We start from the raw sequence: 18717 nt of genomic DNA on the forward strand, positions 1-18717 counted from the left end.
CCCGCTCAGTAGTGGCTGTGCTGCGCCTGCTTGACCAGGTCCTCGTACAGACGTGCATAGGGCTCCACGGCCTGGCACCAGTTGAACGGTTGGGTCATCGACAGGCAGCGCATGGCGTTCAGCAGGTCCTTCTTGCCATATACATAAAAGGCGCGGCTGAGTGCCTCGCGATAGCTCTCGACGGTGGACTCGTTGAACAGGAAGCCGGTAACGCCGCACTCGATGGTGTCGGCCAGGCCACCGGTCTTGCGCGCTACCGGCAGCGAGCCGAAGCGCTGCGCGTACATCTGGCTGAGGCCGCATGGCTCGTAGCGAGACGGCATCAGCAGGAAGTCGCTGCCGGCGAACATGCGCCGGGCATCGGTTTCGTTGAAGCCGATGCGCACGCCGATACGGCCCGGGTGGCGTAGCGCCAGTTCGCGCATGGCCTGCTCTTCTTCCGGCTCGCCACGGCCGATGATCGCGATTTGCCCGCCTTGCTCGACGATGTAGTCGGCCACACCCAGGGTCAGGTCCAGGCCTTTCTGGTAGACCAGGCGCGAAACCACTGCGAACAAGGGCCCTTCGGAGGGTTGCAGTTCGAACAGCGCGCGTACTTCCTGGGCATTGCGCGCCTTGCCTTCCCAGTCGTTGATGCTGAAGTTGTGCTGCAGGTGCTTGTCGGTGGCCGAGTCCCAGCTTTCGTCGATGCCGTTGGGAATGCCGCCGAGCAGGCCTTGCTGGGCCTTGCTGGCGAGGAAACCGTCCAGGCCGCAGCCAAATTCCGGGGTAGTGATTTCCCGGGCATAGGTGGCGCTGACCGTGGTGATGTGGCTGGCGTAGGCCAGGCCAGCCTTGAGGAACGACAGCTTGCCGTAGAACTCCATGCCTTCCTGCTGCATGGCGTGTTCGGGGATTGCCAGTTCCGGGCTGCAGCCGCGGCTGTACACACCTTGGTAGGCCAGGTTGTGGATGGTGAACAGGGTTGGCGTGCTCAGCCCGCGCCAGTGCATGTAGGCCGGTGCCAGGCCGGCGGGCCAGTCGTGGGCGTGCACCACTTCGGGCTTCCAGTGGATCCTGCCTTCGCCGGCGGCGATTTCGGCGGCGGCCAGGCCCAGGCGGGCGAAGCGGATGTGGTTGTCGGGCCAGTCGCGGCCGTTGTTGGCACCGTAGGGAGTGCCGTCACGCTGGTACAGCTCCGGGCAGATCAGCACATAGATGACCAGGCCGTCGGCCATGTCCATGCGCCCGATCTTGCACGGCGGCAGTGCGGCGTGGCCACCCAGTTCACCGACGATGTGGATGGGGTTGTCGCTTTCCATCACCTGCCGGTAGCCGGGGATCAGCACCCGCACATCGTGCAGGTGCGCCAGGGCACGTGGCAGGGCTGCGGACACGTCTCCCAGGCCACCGGTTTTCACCAGGTCGGCGATTTCCGAGGTCACGAACAAAATCTTGCGCTTGTTGCGGTTGTGCTGGCGCTGGGCGCCGGGTGCCTTGCCTGTCGTGGCGACGTCCGGGGTTAGCGGTTCGCGGTTGTCCGGGTTGAATGAATCTACGTGAGGCTCGACAGCGGCACTGATCATACTTCTCTCCGTCCCTATGCTTGGCCGGGTGCTGGCACCCGTGGCGATGTTTCGTGTTGGTTCTCTCTGATTCTGGATTCTGCGTAGTGCGTTCCATGCCCCAGGGTCGTGCACGCAGGCACGGCGCGATCGGCATTCCGGCCGAAGGCGATTGGGCTGGTGGGGTATGTGGGCCGATGCTGGGAAGTCCCTTTGCGTTTGGCCTACTTAGTTCCTGACCTGCCCGCGTTCCGGAAAGTTCGACTTTTTTTCGTCACTCGTCCGTTGAGCAAATGGCGGGCCGAAACCCGAGTGTAGGAGAGAAATAGATGAAAAGGTGACCCGCTGGTCACTATTGTCATGCCGCGGAATAGACGCAAACGTTGGCGTTTGTGACCGAATGTGAATAGGTGCGGGCGGGGGTATGGGGATGGTGCGCCAAATTGTGGCTTTCAGGTGCTAATGCACCAGAGTGGGGCGCAAGGCAGATGTTGGATTCTTTCGCAGTCTTCGTGGGAGCGGGCTTGCCCGCGAAGAAGCCGGGCCTGGAAAAGAGGAATCAGAGAGAGACAAGCAGGGTGGGAGCCGTTCAGCTCCCACGAGAAGAAGGTAGAATCAGAGGCTGACAGCTTTGTCTTCAGCGCGTTGTTGCGCCAGCAGCAGGTTCAGTTGGGCGACCTGCTGGCGCAGCTGGTCACGTTCGTCCTTCAGTTTACGCAGCTCATCACGGCGCACGGAGACATAGAGGGTCTGGGTTGGGGTTGCAGGCATCAAAGTACCCATGGACACACCTCGCGGTTTTGGCTGGTGACAAGTTAAAGCGTAGACGCTTCACGCGGGCGCATTCTGAATTCTTTCGCAGGTCTTGGGAACTTTTTTGTTTATCGTGGTCCCGCCGTTCGTCGCTGAACCCTCGAGCGGTACGCTGGACTAATCTGAAAAGCTGGATTGTGTTGTCATTTATTTCGAAAGGGGAGCATCGGCTCATGCAACTGGGAATCATCGGGCTGGGCCGCATGGGCGGCAATATCGCAAGGCGCCTGATGCGCGCCGGCCACCGTACTGTGGTGCATGACCGCAACCGTGAGGCCATCACCGGTCTGGAGGGCGAGGGCGCCCAGGGTGCGCACGACCTCGGTGCGCTGGTACAGAAGCTGAAAGCGCCGCGCGCGGTGTGGGTCATGTTGCCCGCCGGCGAGCCCACCGAGCAGACCATCGCCCAACTGGCCGAACTGCTGGAGCCGGGCGATGCGATCATCGATGGCGGCAACACCTTCTACAAGGACGACATGCGCCGCGCCGCCGAACTGGCCAAGCGCGGGCTGCATTACCTGGATGTCGGCACCTCGGGCGGTGTGTGGGGCCTGGACCGTGGCTACTGCATGATGATCGGTGGCGAAAAGGACGTGTTCGAGCGCCTGGAGCCGCTGTTCAAGGCGCTGGCCCCGGGCGTGGGTGACATCCCGCGTACCCATGGCCGCAGCGGCGAGCACCAGCGTGCCGAGCACGGCTACATCCATGCCGGCCCACCCGGTGCCGGGCACTACGTGAAAATGGTGCACAACGGCATCGAATACGGCCTGATGCAGGCATACGCCGAAGGCTTCGACCTGCTGCGCAGCAAGGGCGGCAACGAACTGCCGGAAGACCAGCGTTTCGACCTGAACGTTGCAGAAATCGCCGAAGTGTGGCGGCGCGGTAGCGTGGTCACCTCGTGGCTGCTCGACCTCACCGCCGATGCGCTGGTGGCCGACCCGCAGCTGTCGCAATTCAGTGGCTCGGTGTCCGACAGTGGTGAGGGCCGCTGGACCATCGACGCCGCCGTCGAGCAGGCGGTGCCGGTGCCGGTGCTGTCCAGCGCGCTGTTCGCCCGCTTCCGCTCGCGCCAGCAGCAAGGCACCTATGGTGACAAGATTCTCTCGGCCATGCGCCTGGGCTTCGGTGGCCACGTCGAGAAAAAAGCCGAATGACCAAACAGAGCATTCCGGCTGCTCCGCCATGCACCCTGTTCCTGTTCGGCGCCAATGGCGACCTGGTAAAGCGCCTGCTGATGCCGGCGCTTTACAACCTCAGCCGTGACGGTCTGCTGGACCGCAACCTGCGCATTGTTGGCGTCGACCACAACCCGGCCACTGCCGAGGAATTCGCCGAACGCCTGCACGCGTTCATGGTCGAGCGTGACAAAGGCGGCGAGGGCAAGGCCAAGTGCCTGGATGAGAAGCTCTGGGCACGCCTGGCCAAGCGCCTGGATTACCAGACCGGCGACTTCCTCGACCCGGCCACCTACCAGGCCCTTGCCAAGCGCATCGACACAACCCGCCATGGCAACGCCATCTTCTACCTGGCGACCTCGCCGCGCTTCTTCCCCGAGGTGGCGCAGCGCCTGGGGCAGGCCGGGCTGCTCGACGAATCGGCCGGCGGCTTTCGCCGGGTCGTGGTGGAAAAGCCCTTTGGCACCGACCTGGCCAGCGCCGAGGCGCTCAACGCCTGCCTGCTGAAGGTGATGGGCGAGCGGCAGATCTACCGCATCGACCATTACCTGGGCAAAGAGACGGTGCAGAACATCCTGGTCAGCCGGTTCTCCAACGGCTTGTTCGAATCGTTCTGGAACAACCACTACATCGACCATGTGCAGATCACCGCCGCGGAAACCGTCGGCGTCGAGACCCGTGGTGCGTTCTATGACAGCACCGGAGCGCTGCGCGACATGGTGCCCAACCACCTGTTCCAGTTGCTGGCGATGGTGGCCATGGAACCCCCGGCCGCGTTCGCCGCCGATGCCGTGCGCAGCGAAAAGGCCAAGGTGGTCGGCGCCATCCGCCCATGGTCGGCGAAGATGGCCCTGAAAAATTCCGTGCGTGGCCAGTACGGCGCCGGCAAACAGGGGCGCAAGCAGTTGCCTGGCTACCGCCACGAGCCCAACGTCGCGGCGGATAGCCAGACCGAGACCTATGTGGCGCTCAAGGTGATGATCGACAACTGGCGCTGGGCCGGCGTGCCGTTCTACCTGCGTACTGGCAAGCGCATGAGCGTGCGTGATACCGAAATCGCCATCTGCTTCAAGCCTGCGCCCTATGCGCAGTTCCGCGAGTCGGAGCTGGAGCGGCCCAAGCCCAATTACCTGAAGATCCAGATCCAGCCCAACGAAGGCATGTGGTTCGACCTGCAGGCCAAGCGCCCCGGGCCGGAGCTGGTGATGGAGAATGTCGAGCTGGGCTTTGCCTACAAGGACTTCTTCAAGATGACCCCGGCGACCGGCTACGAGACGCTGATCTACGACTGCCTGACCGGTGACCAGACCTTGTTCCAGCGGGCTGACAACATCGAGAACGGCTGGCGCGCGGTGCAGCCGTTCATCGATGCCTGGGCCCAGGGCGGCGAGGTGCATGAGTACCCGGCCGGTGAAGACGGGCCCGAGGCCGGCAATGAATTGCTGGCGCGGGACAAGCGCGAGTGGCATCGCTTGGGGTGAGGTTTCTGTAAGGCCTGTGCCGGCCCTTTCGCGGGTAAACCCGCTCCCACAGGGATATCGATGGTTTCAAGGCCTGTGATGTACCTGTGGGAGCGGGTTTACCCGCGAAGAGGCCGTCACAGGCAACCACACAAAGGAGCCCCAATGCCTGCCCACATCGAAGACTATGCCCTGCTGGGCAACTGCCGCAGCGCCGCCCTGGTCAGCCGCGATGGCTCGCTCGACTGGCTGTGCCTGCCACGCTTCGACGCCCCCGCGGTATTCGCCGCACTGCTGGGCAACGAGGAAAACGGCCGCTGGCGCCTGGCCCCCTGCGACCCGGTCGAATACAGTAGCCGCCAATACCTGGACGACACCCTGGTGCTGGAAACCACCTGGGTCACTGCCACCGGCCGCGCCCGTGTGCTCGACTTCATGCCGCTGGGCGAGGTCAACTCGCTGGTGCGTATCGTCGAGGGCCTCGCAGGCGAAACCAACTTCGAGATGGACCTGGTGATGCGCTTCGACTATGGCCGCAGCGTGCCCTGGGTAGAACGCCTGGACCCGCGGACCCTCAGCGCCGTCGCCGGCCCCGACCGGCTGATCCTGTGCAGCACCGTCCCCCCGCATGCCCGCGACCAGCACACGGTCGCCCGCTTTCGCGTTGGCGCGGGCGAACGCCAGGTGTTCAGCCTGCGCCACCAGCCCTCGCACCTGCCGGTGCAGCCCGGCTGTGATATCGACCAAGCGCTGGCGCAGACCATCGACCAATGGCAGGCCTTCGCCGCCCGCTGCCCACAGGTGGGCCCATACTCCGCCCTGGTGCGCCGCTCGCTGCTGACCCTCAAGGCCATGACCTACGCGCCCACCGGCGGCATCGTTGCCGCCGTCACCACCTCGCTGCCCGAGCGCATCGGCCACGAGCGCAACTGGGACTACCGCTTCTGTTGGCTACGCGACGCGACCATGACCCTGCTGGCCTTCATGAACCTCGGCTACTTCGACGAAGCCCAGGCCTGGCGCGAGTGGCTGTTGCGCTCGGTGGCCGGCAACCCCGAGCAGATGCAGATCATGTACGGCCTGGCCGGTGAGCGCGACCTGCAGGAATACACCTTGCCGTGGCTGGCCGGCTACGAGCACTCGCAACCGGTGCGGGTGGGCAATGCAGCGTCGGCGCAGATGCAACTGGACATCTACGGTGAACTCGCCGATGCCATGACCCAGGCAATCAAGGGTGGATTGCCTCGCCATCCACGTAGCGCCGCCATCTCACGTCTGATCCTGCCTTACGTCGAGCGCATCTGGCGCCAGCCGGACGAAGGCATCTGGGAAGTGCGCGGCGGCCGGCAGCAGTTCGTGCACTCCAAGGTCATGGCCTGGGTTGCCTTCGACCGTGCCGCAGGGCTGGCCGACACCACCGAGGAAGGCCGCGAGCGTGGTCAGCATTACCGCCAGGTGGCTGACGAGATTCGTCGTGAAGTATGCGCGCGGGGCCTGGACCCCAGCGGCCGTTTTTTCGTCCAGGCCTATGGCTCGACCGAGATGGACGCCAGTTTGTTACACATCGCCCTTACCGGCTTCCTGCCGGCGGATGACCCACGCTTCTTGCGCACGCTCGAACAGGTCGAACAGCGCCTGATGAAAAACGGTCTTCTGCTGCGCTATGACAGCGACAGCTGTAGCGATGGCCTGACTCCAGGGGAGGGCACCTTCCTGGTGTGTTCGTTCTGGCTGGCCGACGTATATGTTCTGCTAGGTCGCCAGGCAGAAGCGCAGGCACTGTACGAACGCCTGACCGGCCTGTGCAACGACCTCGGCCTGCTGGCCGAACAGTACGACCCGGCGGGCCAGCGCATGCTCGGCAACTTCCCCCAGGCGTTCAGCCATATCGGCATCATCAACACCGCACTGAACCTGCACCGCGCACAGTGCCCGGTGCGTGATCGGGCGAGTTGCGGATAGAGTCGCATCCTTCGGTAATTAATGTGTGACGCATTGAGTCACACATGATACTTTGCTTCGTGTGATGCATGGGGTCACACTGGGCTCGTCTCCCAAATGGACACGGCGAGCTACCCATGATCATCAGTTTTCGACACAAGGGACTGCGAATTTTTCATGAAACGGGCAACATCCGAGGGATTCAGGCCTCCCACGCAAAGCGCTTGAAGCGGCAACTCCAGTTTCTTGATTGCGCCATGTCTGCGCAAGATTTGAGCGTTCCAGGCTGGCAGTTGCATCCGCTCAAAGGGGAGTTATCGGACTTCTGGTCAGTCAGTGTGTCTGGTAACTGGCGCCTGATCTTTCGCTTCGTGGGTTCGGATGTCGAACTGGTCGATTACCTTGATTACCACTGAAAAGGAGAGCTGAGCATGCCTTTGCACAATCCGCCACATCCAGGCGAAACCTTGCGTGAAGATGTCCTGCCCGCGTTAGGTCTGACGGTGAAAGCCTTCGCATCGCATCTTGGGTTCTCTCGAGAAGCGCTTTCGCGGGTATTGCATGGTCGCGCTGCGATGTCTCCAGACTTGGCAATACGCCTGGAGATGGCTGGAATCAGTACCGCACGGTTGTGGTTGGCCATTCAGGCTGATTACGATATCTGGCAGGCTCGTCACCGACAGCAACCTGTGATTACCCGGTTGTTTCAGGCCGCCTGATATAAAAGTGTGAAACGACCGGGGTAGACTAGGGCATACCCCTTCGGCACGGAGCACACATGGGCATTCGCGGTACTGATCGGCAGATCGACAACATCGAGTTCAATTTCATCTACCCAGACGGTTATGAGCTGGCGGTGTGGACGGCCCAAGCCTGATGGCCAATCACAAGATCGAAATACGCCGGCGCAATATCGAGAAGATCCTGCAGGCGGCGGAAAAGGTGTTCGCCGAGAAGGGCTACGGCGCCACGTCGATGGGTGATATCGCCGAGCAGGCCGAGCTGCCGCGTTCCAACCTGCATTATTACTTCAGCACCAAGGACGATCTGTTCCGCGCAGTGCTGCAGGACTTGCTGGATGTTTGGAAGCAGGACGCGCTGTGCTTCGAGAACTTCGACGACCCGCGGGTGGTGCTGACCAGTTACATCCGGGCGAAGATGGGCCACTCGCGCTCGCGGCCGCTGGGCTCGAAGATCTGGGCCGAAGAGATGCTGCACGGGGCGCCGGTGTTGGGGGTGAACCTGGATGAAAGCCTGGTGCCCTGGGCCAAGCTGAAGGAAGCCAAGATCCGCCGCTGGGTGGAGGAGGGGCGCATCCTGCCGGTGGAGCCGTCGGCACTTTTGTACATGATCTGGGCCTCGACCCAGCACTATGCCGACTTTGGTTATCAGGTGACGTTGCTCAATGGCGGGGAGGCGTTGTCGGACATGGCCTTTGAAAATGCCGTGCAGACGGTGACCAGCGTGATCTTGCGGGGGATCGGGCTGGAGCCTTGAGGTCGGTGTACGCTGAGCGATTGGGGCCGCTTTGCGGCCCTTCGCGGGCACGCCCGCTCCCACAGGTGTTTCGCTGCCCTCCCAAGCGGCGCGATCCCTGTGGGAGCGGGCGTGCCCGCGAAGGGCTGCAAGGCAGCCCCAATTGCCTCAACTGGCCTCGCGGTAGGGATTGCGCGGGTCCTGCGTCCAGTTCAGGTACGGCTTGCCGGTATCCTGGGCCACCATCTCGATGCAGTTCTCCACCGGGCAGGTGATCTGGCACAGGTTGCAGCCCACGCATTCCTCTTCGATCACGCTGTAGGTATGCGTCCCGTCAGCCTGCAACGTACTGGCAATCGCCTGGTGCGAAGTGTCCTCACAGGCAATGTGGCAGCGCCCACAGCCAATGCATGCTTGCTGGTCGATGTGCGCCACCGACTTGTAGTTCATGTCCAGGTACTTCCAGTCGGTGGTATGCCCCACCGCCTGGCCGCGGAACGCTTCGATGTTGGGGTGCCCGTGCTGGTCCATCCAGCGCGCCAGGCCGTCCTTCATGTCCTCGACGATGCGGAAGCCGTGCAGCATCGCTGCCGTGCACACCTGTACAGCGCCACTGCCCAGGGCCATGAACTCGGCTGCGTCACGCCAACTGCCGATGCCGCCAATTCCACAGATCGGCAAGCCGCGCGTCTGCGGGTCGCGGGCGATTTCCGCGACCATGTTCAGGGCAATCGGCTTCACCGCCGAACCGCAATAACCACCATGGGTGCTCTGGTCGCCAACGATGGGGTGGGCGACCATGCGATCGAGGTCGACGCTGGTGATCGAGTTGATGGTATTGATCAACGACACCGCATCCGCCCCGCCACGGTGCGCGGCGCGGGCCGACTGGCGGATATCGGTGATGTTCGGCGTGAGTTTGACGATCACCGGCAGCGAGCAGTACGTCTTGCACCAGCGGGTGACCATCTCCACGTACTCCGGCACCTGGCCGACCGCCGCGCCCATGCCGCGCTCCGGCATGCCGTGCGGGCAGCCGAAATTCAGTTCGATGCCATCGGCCCCGGTGGCTTCCACCAGCGGCAGTATGAACTTCCACGAGTCTTCCACGCAGGGCACCATCAGCGACACGATCAGTGCGCGGTCGGGCCAGTCCTTCTTCACCTGGGTGATTTCGCGCAGGTTGATGTCCAGTGAGCGGTCGGTGATGAGCTCGATGTTGTTGATGCCCTGCACCTGGCGGTTGGGGCCGTAATGCGCCGAGTAGCGCGACGACACGTTGACTGCCGCCGGGTCTTCACCGAGTGTTTTCCACACTACGCCACCCCAGCCGGCCTCGAAGGCGCGGACCACGTTGTAGGCCTTGTCGGTTGGCGGAGCGGAGGCCAGCCAGAAGGGGTTGGGTGCCTTGATGCCGGCAAATTTGATGGACAGGTCGGCCATTTACGCAGCCTCCACGTTGAGCATGAGTTGGGCATGGATGGCTTCGGCGGCCAGCTTGCCGTGTTGCACGGCCTGGACGGTAAGGTCCTGGCCCAGGGCGGTGCAGTCACCGCCGGCATAGACGCCCGGCAGGCTGGTCTGCATCGTTTCGTCGACGCGGATGCGCTCGCCGTCGCGCGCCAGTTGTGCGGCCACCGGGTCGACGAGGCTGGTGTCGTCGAAGCGTTGGCCGATGGCCTTGAAGATGGCATCGGCAGCCAGTTCGAAGGTTTCGCCGGTGTCGCGCAGGCGGCCGTCTGCCAGCTCGGTGCGGGCAAAGCGCATACCGCGCACCTTGCCGCTGTCGTCCAGCAACACGGCATCGGGGCGGGCCCAGGTATGCAGGCGCACCTGGTTGGCCTTGGCGATGTCCTGCTCGTGGCCGGTGGCACCCATGTCGGCATGGCCACGGCGGTACACCAGGTTGACGTCGCGGGCACCCAAGCGGCTCATCTGCACGGCCATGTCGATCGCGGTGTTACCGGCGCCGATCACCAGGCAGCGGTCGGCCAGGGGCAACTGGCTCAGGTCGTCGGCCTGGCGCAGTTCGCGGATGTAGGCGGTGGCGGCGAGCAGGCCGGGGGCTTCTTCATCAGGCAGGCCGAGCTGGCGCACGGCATTCAGGCCCAGGCCGAGGAACACTGCGTCGAACTGGTCGCGCAGCTCGCCCAGGCCAAAGTTGCTGCCCAGGCGCTGGCCATGGCGGATCTCGATGCCGCCGATGCCGAGCAGGAATTCCACTTCACGCTGGGCGTAGTCGTCCACCAGCTTGTAGCGGGCGATGCCGTACTCGTTGAGGCCACCGGCCTTGTCGCTGGCCTCGAACACCACCACATCATGCCCGTGCATGGCCAGGCGGTGGGCACACGACAGCCCGGCAGGGCCGGCACCGACCACGGCGATGCGCTTACCGGTGGCCGGCGAGCGCTGGAACGGGTGCTCGGTGAAGTGGGCGTTGTCCAGAGCATAGCGCTGCAGCTGGCCGATCAGCACCGGTGCGCATTCCTGCGCGTTGTTGCGCACGCAGGCTTGCTGGCAAAGGATTTCGGTGGGGCAGACGCGGGCGCAACTGCCGCCGAGGATGTTGGCCGAGAGGATGCGCTCGGCGGCGCCTTGCAGGTTTTCGTCGCTGATGCGGTGGATGAACGACGGGATGTCGATGTCGCTGGGGCAAGCGTTGACGCAGGGGGCGTCGTAGCAATACAGGCAGCGTGCGCTTTCGACGGCGGCCTGACGGGCGGTGAGGGGTGGGGCCAGGTCGCTGAAGCGCTCGGCCAGCTGGTCGGCGCCGGCCCGTGGGCGCGGCAAGTGGTTCAGGGCGTCGATCACGGTTGTAGCCTCTCTTTTTATATGGGGCTTGGAATGGGGGCGCGGTGCGCCCCAATCGCCGGCAAGCCAGCTCCCACAGGTACAGTGTTGTCCTTGAGAGCAGTGCCATCCCTGTAAGAGCTGGTTCCTTCAGGAGAGCCACGTCCTTGAGAGCAGCACTATTCCTGTGGGAGCTGGCTTGCCGGCGATGGGCTGCGCAGCAGCCCCAATGGCTTCAGCGCTGGACGGGCGTCGGCCGCTGCACTTCGGCCCTGCGCCCCAGCACTTCATACACCGACGGATACGCCGGCCGTTCCACATACCGCCCCGCGCCTTTTTCCGCGCGCAGGTCGCCATCGGCCCAGAGCACTTTGCCCTGGCTGATGGTATGGCTGGGGATGCCGCGCACGGTACGGCCTTCGAAGATGTTGAAGTCCACCTGCTGGTGGTGGGTCTTGGCCGAGATGGTGCGGGTGCCTTGCGGGTCCCACAGCACCAGGTCGGCGTCGGCACCAACACGAATGGCACCCTTGCGAGGGAAAAGGTTGAAGATTTTCGCGGTGTTGGTGGAGGTCAGCGCAACGAACTCATGCATCGACAGGCGCCCGTTGTTGACCCCGGCATCCCACAGCACCGCCATCCGGTCCTCGATGCCGGCAGTGCCGTTGGGGATACGGCTGAAATCGTCGCGCCCCATGGCTTTCTGCTCGGCGCAGAAGCAGCAGTGGTCGGTGGCGGTGGTGTGCAGGTTGCCCGATTGCAGCCCGCGCCACAGCGCCTCCTGGTGTTCACGCGGACGGAACGGGGGACTCATCACGTAGCCTGCGGCGGTGGCCCAGTCAGGGTCACGGTAGACGCTGTCATCCAGCAGCAGATGGCCGGGCAGGACTTCGCCGTAGACCGGCTGGCCCTTGCCTCTGGCATAGGCGATTTCATCCAGCGCTTCGCGGCTGGAAACGTGCACCAGATACAGTGGTGTGCCCAGCGTCTCGGCAATGCGGATGGCTCGGCTGGCCGCTTCACCCTCGACCTGGGATGGGCGTGACAGCGGGTGGGCTTCCGGCCCGGTCAGGCCCTGGGCCAGCAGTTTTTTCTGCAGGTGGTACACCAGTTCGCCGTTCTCGGCATGCACGGTGGGCACCGCACCCAGTTGCAGGCAGCGCTCGAAGCTGGCCACCAGGGTGTCGTCGGCGGCCATGATCGCATTCTTGTAGGCCATGAAGTGCTTGAAGCTGTTCACCCCATGTTTGGCTACCAGTTCGCCCATCTCTTCGGCTACCTGCTCGCTCCACCAGGTGATGGCGACATGGAAGCCGTAGTCGCTGGCGCTTTTCTGCGCCCAGCCGCGCCAGGTGTGGAAGGCCTCAAGCAACGACTGCTGCGGGTTGGGGATGACGAAGTCGATGATCGAGGTGGTGCCACCGGCCAGGCCCGCGGCGGTGCCGCTGAAGAAATCCTCGCTGGCCACCGTGCCCATGAACGGCAGCTGCATGTGGGTGTGCGGGTCGATGCCGCCGGGCATCAGGTACTGGCCACTGCCGTCGAGGATCTGGCAGTCAGTGGGCGGTTCGAGGTTTTGCCCAATGGCACGGATCAGGCCATCGGCACACAGGACATCAGCGGGGTAACTCTCTTCGTGGGTGACCACGGTGGCGCCACGGATCAACAGGGACATGCCGTTTTCCTCGCAGGCTGACCGGTCTGGGCCGGTTCTTGGAGTTTTCTTGATGCAGGGCGGGCAGGGCGGTTAATCCTGTCAGGCCTGACAAGATTCGAGGCTAGATGCTGATCCGCGATTCGGCAAGAAAATTTTCCCATTAATTTTGTGGTTTTTAACTAATTGAAATTAAAGGGTTAATTTAATTATTCGCGCTGGCTGCGTAGCTTTCTGATGCTTTGACTTACTTGACAAGATGAAAATCTGGTCGAGATTTTCAAGCACATGAACCGTGAGTACTCCGGCCATCGCATCAGCCCGATGGGCAACAACTAGAAGAAAATCTGGAGAGAGCCCCCATGCAGCAGAGCAGATCGGAAGTGGTCGAGCGCGATGGCCTGTTCGAGCTGTCCGAAGGTAGCGATGTCCTCGACAGCCCGCGCTACAACCACGATATCGCCCCGACCAAGGTGCACCAGCGCACCTGGAACAAATGGCACATCACCGCCCTGTGGGTGGGCATGTCCATCTGCGTGCCCACCTACACCCTCGGTGGCGTGCTGACCGCCTACTTCGGCCTCAGCGTGGGCGAGGCCTTGCTGGCTATTCTGCTGGCCAACCTGATCGTGCTGATCCCGCTCACCCTCAACGCCTTCCCTGGCACCAAGTATGGCATTCCGTTCCCGGTGCTGCTGCGTTCGTCGTTCGGCATACTCGGCTCAAACGTGCCATGCCTGATCCGGGCGGTGGTCGCCTGTGGCTGGTTCGGCATCCAGACCATGTTCGGTGGCCTGGCCATCCACCTGTTCCTTGGCTCGGTGTTCGACGGCTGGAAGGCCCTGGGCGGCACCGGCGAGGTGATCGGCTTCATGATCTTCTGGTGCCTGAACCTGTGGGTGGTGCTGCGTGGCGCCGAGTCGATCAAGTGGCTCGAAACGCTGTCGGCACCGCTGCTGGTGGCGGTCGGCGTCGGCCTTCTGTTCTGGGCCTTGCCGCACATGTCGATGACCGAACTGCTGGCCCAGCCGCCCAAGCGCCCGGAAGGGGCGAACATGCTCGGCTACTTCTGCGCCGGGCTTACCGCCATGGTCGGTTTCTGGGCCACGCTATCGCTGAACATCCCCGACTTCAGCCGCTACGCCCGCAGCCAGAAGGACCAGATTCTCGGGCAGATCTTCGGCTTGCCGCTGACCATGTTCCTGTTCGCCTCGCTGGGCGTGGTGCTGACTGCTGCCTCGGCATCGCTGGTTGGCGAGACCGTGTCCGACCCGGTCAGCCTGATCGGCAAGATCCACAGCCCGTTCTGGGTGGCCCTGGCCATGGCGCTGATCGTGATCGCCACGCTGTCGACCAATACTGCAGCGAATATCGTGTCGCCGACCAACGACTTCCAGAACATCGCCCCACGCCTGATCGGGCGCAGCCGCGCGGTGTGGTTGACCGGTTTCATCGGCCTGGCGCTGATGGGCCATGAGTTGCTGAAGAAGCTGGGCTGGATCGTTTCCGACCTGAGCCTGGAGAGCGTGTACTCCAACTGGCTGCTGGGCTATTCGAGCCTGCTGGGGCCGATCGCCGGGATTATGGTGGTGGACTACTTCCTGATCCGCCGGCAGGAGCTGGACCTGGCCGGGCTGTACCGTGACGACGTGTACCCGGCATGGAACTGGGCCGGTTTTGCCGCCTTTGCGTTGCCGGTGGCGCTGACCGTCATGGCGATTGGCAACAGCAGTTTCAGCTGGTTCTACGACTACGGTTGGTTCACCGGTTCGCTGCTGGGTGGGGCGCTGTATTACCTCTTGGCCCGTGTGGTCGCGCGCAGCCCGGCGCGGGTGGTCAAGCCTTTGCCGTGAGACCGCGCCGGCTTCTTCGCGGGTAAACCCGCTCCCACAGGTACAGCGCAGGTCCTGAGGCCAACGCTGTACCTGTGGGAGCGGGTTTACCCGCGAAGAGGCCGGCACAGACAACAAAAATGCCTGAGGAAAATCCCATGACCCCAGCCCAACAAGTACTGCAATCCACCCAGCACCACATCGACAGCACCCGCCTGTGGCAGTCCCTGATGGACCTGGCCCGCCTCGGTGCCACCGCCAAGGGTGGCGTGTGCCGCCTGGCCTTGACCGACCTCGACCGCCAGGCCCGCGACCTGTTCGTGCAGTGGTGCGAGGCCGCCGGTTGCACGGTCACCATCGACGCCATCGGCAACATTTTCGCCCGTCGCCCTGGGCGTAACCCCAAGCTGCCCCCGGTGATGACCGGCAGCCATATCGACACCCAGCCCACCGGTGGAAAGTTCGACGGTTGCTTCGGGGTGATGGCCGGGCTGGAGGTAATTCGTACCCTCAACGATCTCGGCGTGGAAACCGAAGCACCGCTGGAAGTGGTGGTGTGGACCAACGAGGAAGGCTCGCGCTTTGCGCCGTGCATGATGGGCTCCGGGGTGTTCGCCGGCAAGTTCACGCTGGAGGAAACTCTGGCCAAGCGCGACGCCCAGGGTGTCAGTGTTGGTGAGGCGTTGAACGCCATCGGCTACGCCGGCCCGCGTGCTGTATCAGGCCACCCGGTGGGGGCCTATTTCGAAGCGCATATCGAGCAAGGCCCGATCCTCGAAGATCAGGGCACGACCATCGGCGTGGTGCTGGGCGCGCTGGGCCAGAAGTGGTTCGACCTGACCTTGCGCGGTGTCGAGGCCCACGCCGGCCCTACGCCCATGCACCTGCGCAAGGACGCCCTGGTCGGCGCGGCGGCAGTGGTGGAGGCAGTCAACCGCACCGCCCTCGGCCACCAGCCCCATGCCTGTGGGACGGTGGGGTGCCTGCAGGCCTACCCGGGCTCGCGCAACGTGATCCCGGGCGAAGTGCGCATGACCCTGGATTTCCGCCACCTGGAGGGTGAGCAGCTGAATGCGATGATTGCCGATGTGCGTGCGGTGATCGAGGCGACCTGTGCCAGGCATGGCCTGAGCCACGAATTGGTGCCTACGGCTGATTTCCCGGCGTTGTACTTTGATAAAGGGTGTGTCGATGCCGTGCGCGAATCGGCGCAGGCGCTGGGCCTGCCGCACATGGACATCGTCAGCGGCGCGGGGCACGACGCGATCTTCCTGGCCGAACTGGGGCCGGCGGGGATGATATTCGTGCCGTGCGAGAACGGTATCAGCCATAACGAGATCGAGAACGCCACGCCCGAGGACCTGGCTGCGGGCTGCGCAGTGTTGCTGCGCGCGATGCTGGCGGCGTCGGAGGCGATTGCCAGTGGGCGGTTGGCGGCATAGTGGAGCGGCGGGTTGTGGCGAGCACCTGCGAATCTCCACAATTCATCCCGCGGGCTCAAGACAGCCATCGCGCCCGATGTGATAGCGCTGCAGGTCCTGCGCCAGGGTAAGCTGCCCGCTGTAGTGGGCGAGGGCTTCGTCGCGCACATCGTCGATGCTCGGGCTGCGCCGTGGGTCGTGCTGGTAGCGGGCGCTGAAATGCGTCAGCACCAAATTGCGCACGCCCGCAGTTTCGGCAAAGCGCGCCACCGCAGCTGCGGTGCTGTGGCCGAAGGTGACCCCCGTGCGCTCGACCACCGCCTGGGTGAACGTGGCCTCGTGCACCAGCACGTCCGCGCCCCGGGCGGCGTCGGCCAACAGCTCGGGGTTGTCGTTGTCGCCGCACACGATCACCCGCCGCGGCGGGCGCGAAGGGCGCAGGTAATCCTTGCCGTGCAGCCGCCGCCCGCCATGCTGCACCGTCAAACCCTTGGCCAGCTCGCCCCACAGCGGGCCGCGGGGGATACCTTCGGCTTCCAGGCGCGGGATGTTCAGTCGCGGTTCGGGGTTGAGCTCGGTGAACACGAAGCCGACGCTCGGCACCCGGTGCGACAACTGCACGCTGGTCACTTCCAGGGCGTCACTGCGCCATTCCACCAGCTCTTCCACGGCCAGCAGGCGCAGTTCGAACGGCAGGAAGGTATCGCTGGCCACCAGCCCCTGGCGCACCCAGTCGTGCAGGGCGGCGGGCAGGACAAGGTCCAGCGGCTGGGTGCGCCCGCTCATGCCGGCGCTGGCCAGCAGGCCCGGCAGACCGAAGCAATGGTCGCCGTGCACGTGGGTGATGAAGATGGCGCGCAAGTCGCGGATCGACAGCGGCGTATGCAGCAGCCGGTGCTGGGTGCCTTCGCCACAGTCGACCAGGTACCAGTGGCTGCCACTGGCCTCGATCACTGCGGTACCGCTCACATTGCGTGCCTTGGTCGGCACGCCGGCGGAGGTGCCCAGGAACAGCAAATCCATGGTCTGGCTCCTTGTTTCAGCCCAGCAGTAACGTCTCCACCAGCGGGCCGATGGGTGTCGGGCGGATGCAAGGTGCTGGTGGCGGCGTGGTACTCAACGGGCTCGTTCCTTCGAGGTAGTAAGGGCGCACACCTTAGCCGGATTACCGCATGTCGTCGATGGCCCGCCAGGTCTTGCCTACTCGGCCTGCCGCCAGATGAGCTTGCTGGTGTCATAGCCTTGCTCACGGGCGATCATCAGCAGTTGATCGCGCATCTGGTCCGTGACTGCAGGCGTGCGTGAAAGCAGCCACAGGTATTCTCGGTTCGGGTGGCCGACCAAGGCTACGCGGTAGTCCTGGTCGTGGTACAGCACCCAGTACTCGCCCTTGGTAAGGCCGGGCGCGAGGCGGCTGAACCAGTTGTCGAAGCGCACCCAGAGCTTGTCGGTGCTGCCCGGTTGCTGGGCTTCGGCGATGCCCTTGGCCTGGTTCCACTGGCCGTCCTTTTCCTGGCAGCGGTTGGTCACGTCGAGGCGACCATCCTCTCGCAGGCCATACTGCGCCTCGGACTGCACGCAGTTGCGCTGGAAGAACATCGGCAGCCGGGCGAGTTCGTACCAGGTGCCCTGGTAACGTTGCAGGTCGACCTGCTGGGTACGCGGCGGTGCCGGGTGATCGTTGCCGGCGCAGCCGAGCAGGGCCAAGGTCATGCAGGAAAGCAGCAACGTGGTGCGTAGCGCCATGGTGAACCTCCTTGATACGGACGGGGCTTACTTGGGTTTCGATGCGAGCGAGAGGCAAAAGTTGTACAGGATTATGCCTTTCAGAACGAACCGGTCTGCACTTCGCCTGCACGCACGTAACGGGCGATGAGCACGCCCGTGGGCGAAACCTGCGAATGCTGCAGTGTGAAGGCCGCCGCTGCCGCATCGTCGCCGAACAGGCGCTTGCCGTGGCCGAGCAGCAACGGGTGGATCAGCAGTTGCAGTTCATCGACCAGGCCCGCCGCCAGCAGTTGCTGCACCAGCTCGCTGCTGCCCTGGGTCAGCAGGTTGGCGCCGTCCTGTTGTTTCAGCGCGTGGACCGCTGCGGTGATGTCTGCGCCCAGTGCATGGCTGTTGTGCCAGTCGAGGGTTGCGGGGGTGTGGGTGGCCACGTGCTTGGGCACGCTGTTGAACAGGTTGGCGATGGAGAAGTCTTCCGAGCTGCCTTTTACCTTTGGCCAGTAGCCGGCGAAGATGTCGTAGGTGCGCCGGCCCAACAGCAGCTCGAAGGGCTGGCTGAACAGGGCTTGCATGGCTTGGCCGAAGACTTCCTCGGCGTAAGGTACGATCCAGCCGCCGTAGGTGAAGCCGCCGCTGGTGTCTTCCTGCGGACCACCGGGGGCCTGCATGACACCGTCGAGGCTGATGAAGGCGGCTACGATGAGTTTGCGCATGGGGACTCTCCTGTGTGCAGCCGGGGTGGCTGGGGGCATGGGATAGTCGAATGGCGGCGGACAGAATCGACAACGCAAACCTGTGCCGGCCCTTTCGCGGGCATGCCCGCTCCCACAGGATCACCACAGCTCCAGAAAGCGGTGCAGTGCCTGTAGGAGCAGCCTTG

At 63.9% G+C, this 18717-nt stretch carries 16 protein-coding genes; 8 read left to right on the forward strand and 8 right to left on the reverse strand.

Annotation, left to right across the window (positions count from 1 at the left end):
- Nucleotides 1–5 precede the first annotated feature (5 nt).
- Both glgA and WM94_RS30430 read right to left on the reverse strand, forming a co-directional pair.
- Entirely contained in the window at nt 6–1565 is a 1560-nt protein-coding gene (gene glgA / locus WM94_RS10480) for a glycogen synthase GlgA (protein WP_061551136.1), read from the reverse strand.
- A gap of 594 nt (nt 1566–2159) precedes the next feature.
- Nucleotides 2160–2327 carry a DUF6026 family protein gene (locus tag WM94_RS30430; protein WP_015270996.1) on the reverse strand — a complete coding sequence of 56 codons (168 nt, stop codon included), beginning with the start codon at nt 2325–2327 and terminating at the stop codon, nt 2160–2162.
- Nucleotides 2328–2479: 152 nt separating this feature from the next.
- Between WM94_RS30430 and gnd the strand changes: the two genes are divergently transcribed.
- The 6 genes from gnd (at nt 2480) to WM94_RS10510 (ending at nt 8433) form a co-directional block, all read left to right on the forward strand.
- The gene (gnd, locus tag WM94_RS10485; protein ID WP_123085144.1) at nt 2480–3514 is read left to right on the forward strand and encodes a phosphogluconate dehydrogenase (NAD(+)-dependent, decarboxylating); all 1035 of its coding nucleotides are present in this window, start codon (nt 2480–2482) and stop codon (nt 3512–3514) included.
- Complete coding sequence (zwf, locus tag WM94_RS10490; RefSeq protein WP_061551137.1) at nt 3511–5016, forward strand: glucose-6-phosphate dehydrogenase; 1506 nt, start codon at nt 3511–3513, stop codon at nt 5014–5016. The genes gnd and zwf overlap by 4 nt, the downstream gene beginning before the upstream one ends.
- 144 nt (nt 5017–5160) lie before the next feature.
- Nucleotides 5161–6957, forward strand: a complete 1797-nt coding sequence (locus tag WM94_RS10495; protein WP_061551138.1) for a glycoside hydrolase family 15 protein — start codon at nt 5161–5163, stop codon at nt 6955–6957.
- Between the two features lie 116 nt (nt 6958–7073).
- Complete coding sequence (locus WM94_RS10500) at nt 7074–7352, forward strand: type II toxin-antitoxin system RelE/ParE family toxin (RefSeq protein WP_039613156.1); 279 nt, start codon at nt 7074–7076, stop codon at nt 7350–7352.
- 15 nt (nt 7353–7367) lie between these two features.
- Nucleotides 7368–7655 carry a HigA family addiction module antitoxin gene (locus WM94_RS10505; protein ID WP_025339798.1) on the forward strand — a complete coding sequence of 96 codons (288 nt, stop codon included), beginning with the start codon at nt 7368–7370 and terminating at the stop codon, nt 7653–7655.
- Nucleotides 7656–7812: 157 nt separating this feature from the next.
- Nucleotides 7813–8433 carry a TetR/AcrR family transcriptional regulator gene (locus WM94_RS10510; RefSeq protein WP_015270992.1) on the forward strand — a complete coding sequence of 207 codons (621 nt, stop codon included), beginning with the start codon at nt 7813–7815 and terminating at the stop codon, nt 8431–8433.
- Nucleotides 8434–8580: 147 nt separating this feature from the next.
- Here the strand turns inward: WM94_RS10510 and preA are convergent, their stop codons facing one another.
- From preA to hydA, 3 genes are all read right to left on the reverse strand, one after another.
- Nucleotides 8581–9855 carry an NAD-dependent dihydropyrimidine dehydrogenase subunit PreA gene (gene preA, locus WM94_RS10515; RefSeq protein ID WP_061551139.1) on the reverse strand — a complete coding sequence of 425 codons (1275 nt, stop codon included), beginning with the start codon at nt 9853–9855 and terminating at the stop codon, nt 8581–8583.
- The gene (locus WM94_RS10520; RefSeq protein WP_061551140.1) at nt 9856–11223 is read right to left on the reverse strand and encodes an NAD(P)-dependent oxidoreductase; all 1368 of its coding nucleotides are present in this window, start codon (nt 11221–11223) and stop codon (nt 9856–9858) included.
- A gap of 214 nt (nt 11224–11437) precedes the next feature.
- Nucleotides 11438–12877, reverse strand: a complete 1440-nt coding sequence (gene hydA, locus WM94_RS10525) for a dihydropyrimidinase (protein ID WP_061551141.1) — start codon at nt 12875–12877, stop codon at nt 11438–11440.
- 341 nt (nt 12878–13218) lie between these two features.
- Here hydA and WM94_RS10530 point away from each other — a divergent pair, with 341 nt between their 5' ends.
- Nucleotides 13219–14709 (forward strand): NCS1 family nucleobase:cation symporter-1, encoded by a 1491-nt coding sequence (locus WM94_RS10530; RefSeq protein WP_013973311.1) that lies wholly within the window; start codon nt 13219–13221, stop codon nt 14707–14709.
- Between the two features lie 137 nt (nt 14710–14846).
- Nucleotides 14847–16130, forward strand: a complete 1284-nt coding sequence (locus tag WM94_RS10535) for a Zn-dependent hydrolase (RefSeq protein ID WP_061551142.1) — start codon at nt 14847–14849, stop codon at nt 16128–16130.
- 42 nt (nt 16131–16172) lie between these two features.
- Here the strand turns inward: WM94_RS10535 and WM94_RS10540 are convergent, their stop codons facing one another.
- From WM94_RS10540 to WM94_RS10550, 3 genes are all read right to left on the reverse strand, one after another.
- Nucleotides 16173–17132 carry a ribonuclease Z gene (locus WM94_RS10540; RefSeq protein WP_061551143.1) on the reverse strand — a complete coding sequence of 320 codons (960 nt, stop codon included), beginning with the start codon at nt 17130–17132 and terminating at the stop codon, nt 16173–16175.
- A gap of 177 nt (nt 17133–17309) precedes the next feature.
- Entirely contained in the window at nt 17310–17855 is a 546-nt protein-coding gene (locus WM94_RS10545) for a lipocalin family protein (RefSeq protein ID WP_061551144.1), read from the reverse strand.
- Between the two features lie 80 nt (nt 17856–17935).
- Nucleotides 17936–18550: a dihydrofolate reductase family protein gene (locus WM94_RS10550; RefSeq protein WP_061551145.1), complete on the reverse strand. Its 615-nt coding sequence runs from the start codon at nt 18548–18550 to the stop codon at nt 17936–17938.
- Nucleotides 18551–18717 lie beyond the last annotated feature (167 nt).

It is taken from the genome of Pseudomonas sp. ABFPK (assembly GCF_001586765.1).
Lineage (GTDB): Bacteria > Pseudomonadota > Gammaproteobacteria > Pseudomonadales > Pseudomonadaceae > Aquipseudomonas > Aquipseudomonas asiatica.

What these genes read in the sequence shown, in the direction of transcription:
- WM94_RS10495 (WP_061551138.1), top strand. Translation starts at nt 5,161, where the DNA reads ATGCCTGCCCACATCGAAGACTATGCCCTGCTGGGCAACTGCCGCAGC.
- WM94_RS10500 (WP_039613156.1), top strand. Translation starts at nt 7,074, where the DNA reads ATGATCATCAGTTTTCGACACAAGGGACTGCGAATTTTTCATGAAACG.
- glgA (WP_061551136.1), bottom strand. Translation starts at nt 1,565, where the DNA reads ATGATCAGTGCCGCTGTCGAGCCTCACGTAGATTCATTCAACCCGGAC.
- WM94_RS10510 (WP_015270992.1), top strand. Translation starts at nt 7,813, where the DNA reads ATGGCCAATCACAAGATCGAAATACGCCGGCGCAATATCGAGAAGATC.
- hydA (WP_061551141.1), bottom strand. Translation starts at nt 12,877, where the DNA reads ATGTCCCTGTTGATCCGTGGCGCCACCGTGGTCACCCACGAAGAGAGT.
- zwf (WP_061551137.1), top strand. Translation starts at nt 3,511, where the DNA reads ATGACCAAACAGAGCATTCCGGCTGCTCCGCCATGCACCCTGTTCCTG.
- WM94_RS10505 (WP_025339798.1), top strand. Translation starts at nt 7,368, where the DNA reads ATGCCTTTGCACAATCCGCCACATCCAGGCGAAACCTTGCGTGAAGAT.
- WM94_RS10530 (WP_013973311.1), top strand. Translation starts at nt 13,219, where the DNA reads ATGCAGCAGAGCAGATCGGAAGTGGTCGAGCGCGATGGCCTGTTCGAG.
- WM94_RS10550 (WP_061551145.1), bottom strand. Translation starts at nt 18,550, where the DNA reads ATGCGCAAACTCATCGTAGCCGCCTTCATCAGCCTCGACGGTGTCATG.
- preA (WP_061551139.1), bottom strand. Translation starts at nt 9,855, where the DNA reads ATGGCCGACCTGTCCATCAAATTTGCCGGCATCAAGGCACCCAACCCC.
- WM94_RS10545 (WP_061551144.1), bottom strand. Translation starts at nt 17,855, where the DNA reads ATGGCGCTACGCACCACGTTGCTGCTTTCCTGCATGACCTTGGCCCTG.
- WM94_RS30430 (WP_015270996.1), bottom strand. Translation starts at nt 2,327, where the DNA reads ATGGGTACTTTGATGCCTGCAACCCCAACCCAGACCCTCTATGTCTCC.
- WM94_RS10540 (WP_061551143.1), bottom strand. Translation starts at nt 17,132, where the DNA reads ATGGATTTGCTGTTCCTGGGCACCTCCGCCGGCGTGCCGACCAAGGCA.
- WM94_RS10535 (WP_061551142.1), top strand. Translation starts at nt 14,847, where the DNA reads ATGACCCCAGCCCAACAAGTACTGCAATCCACCCAGCACCACATCGAC.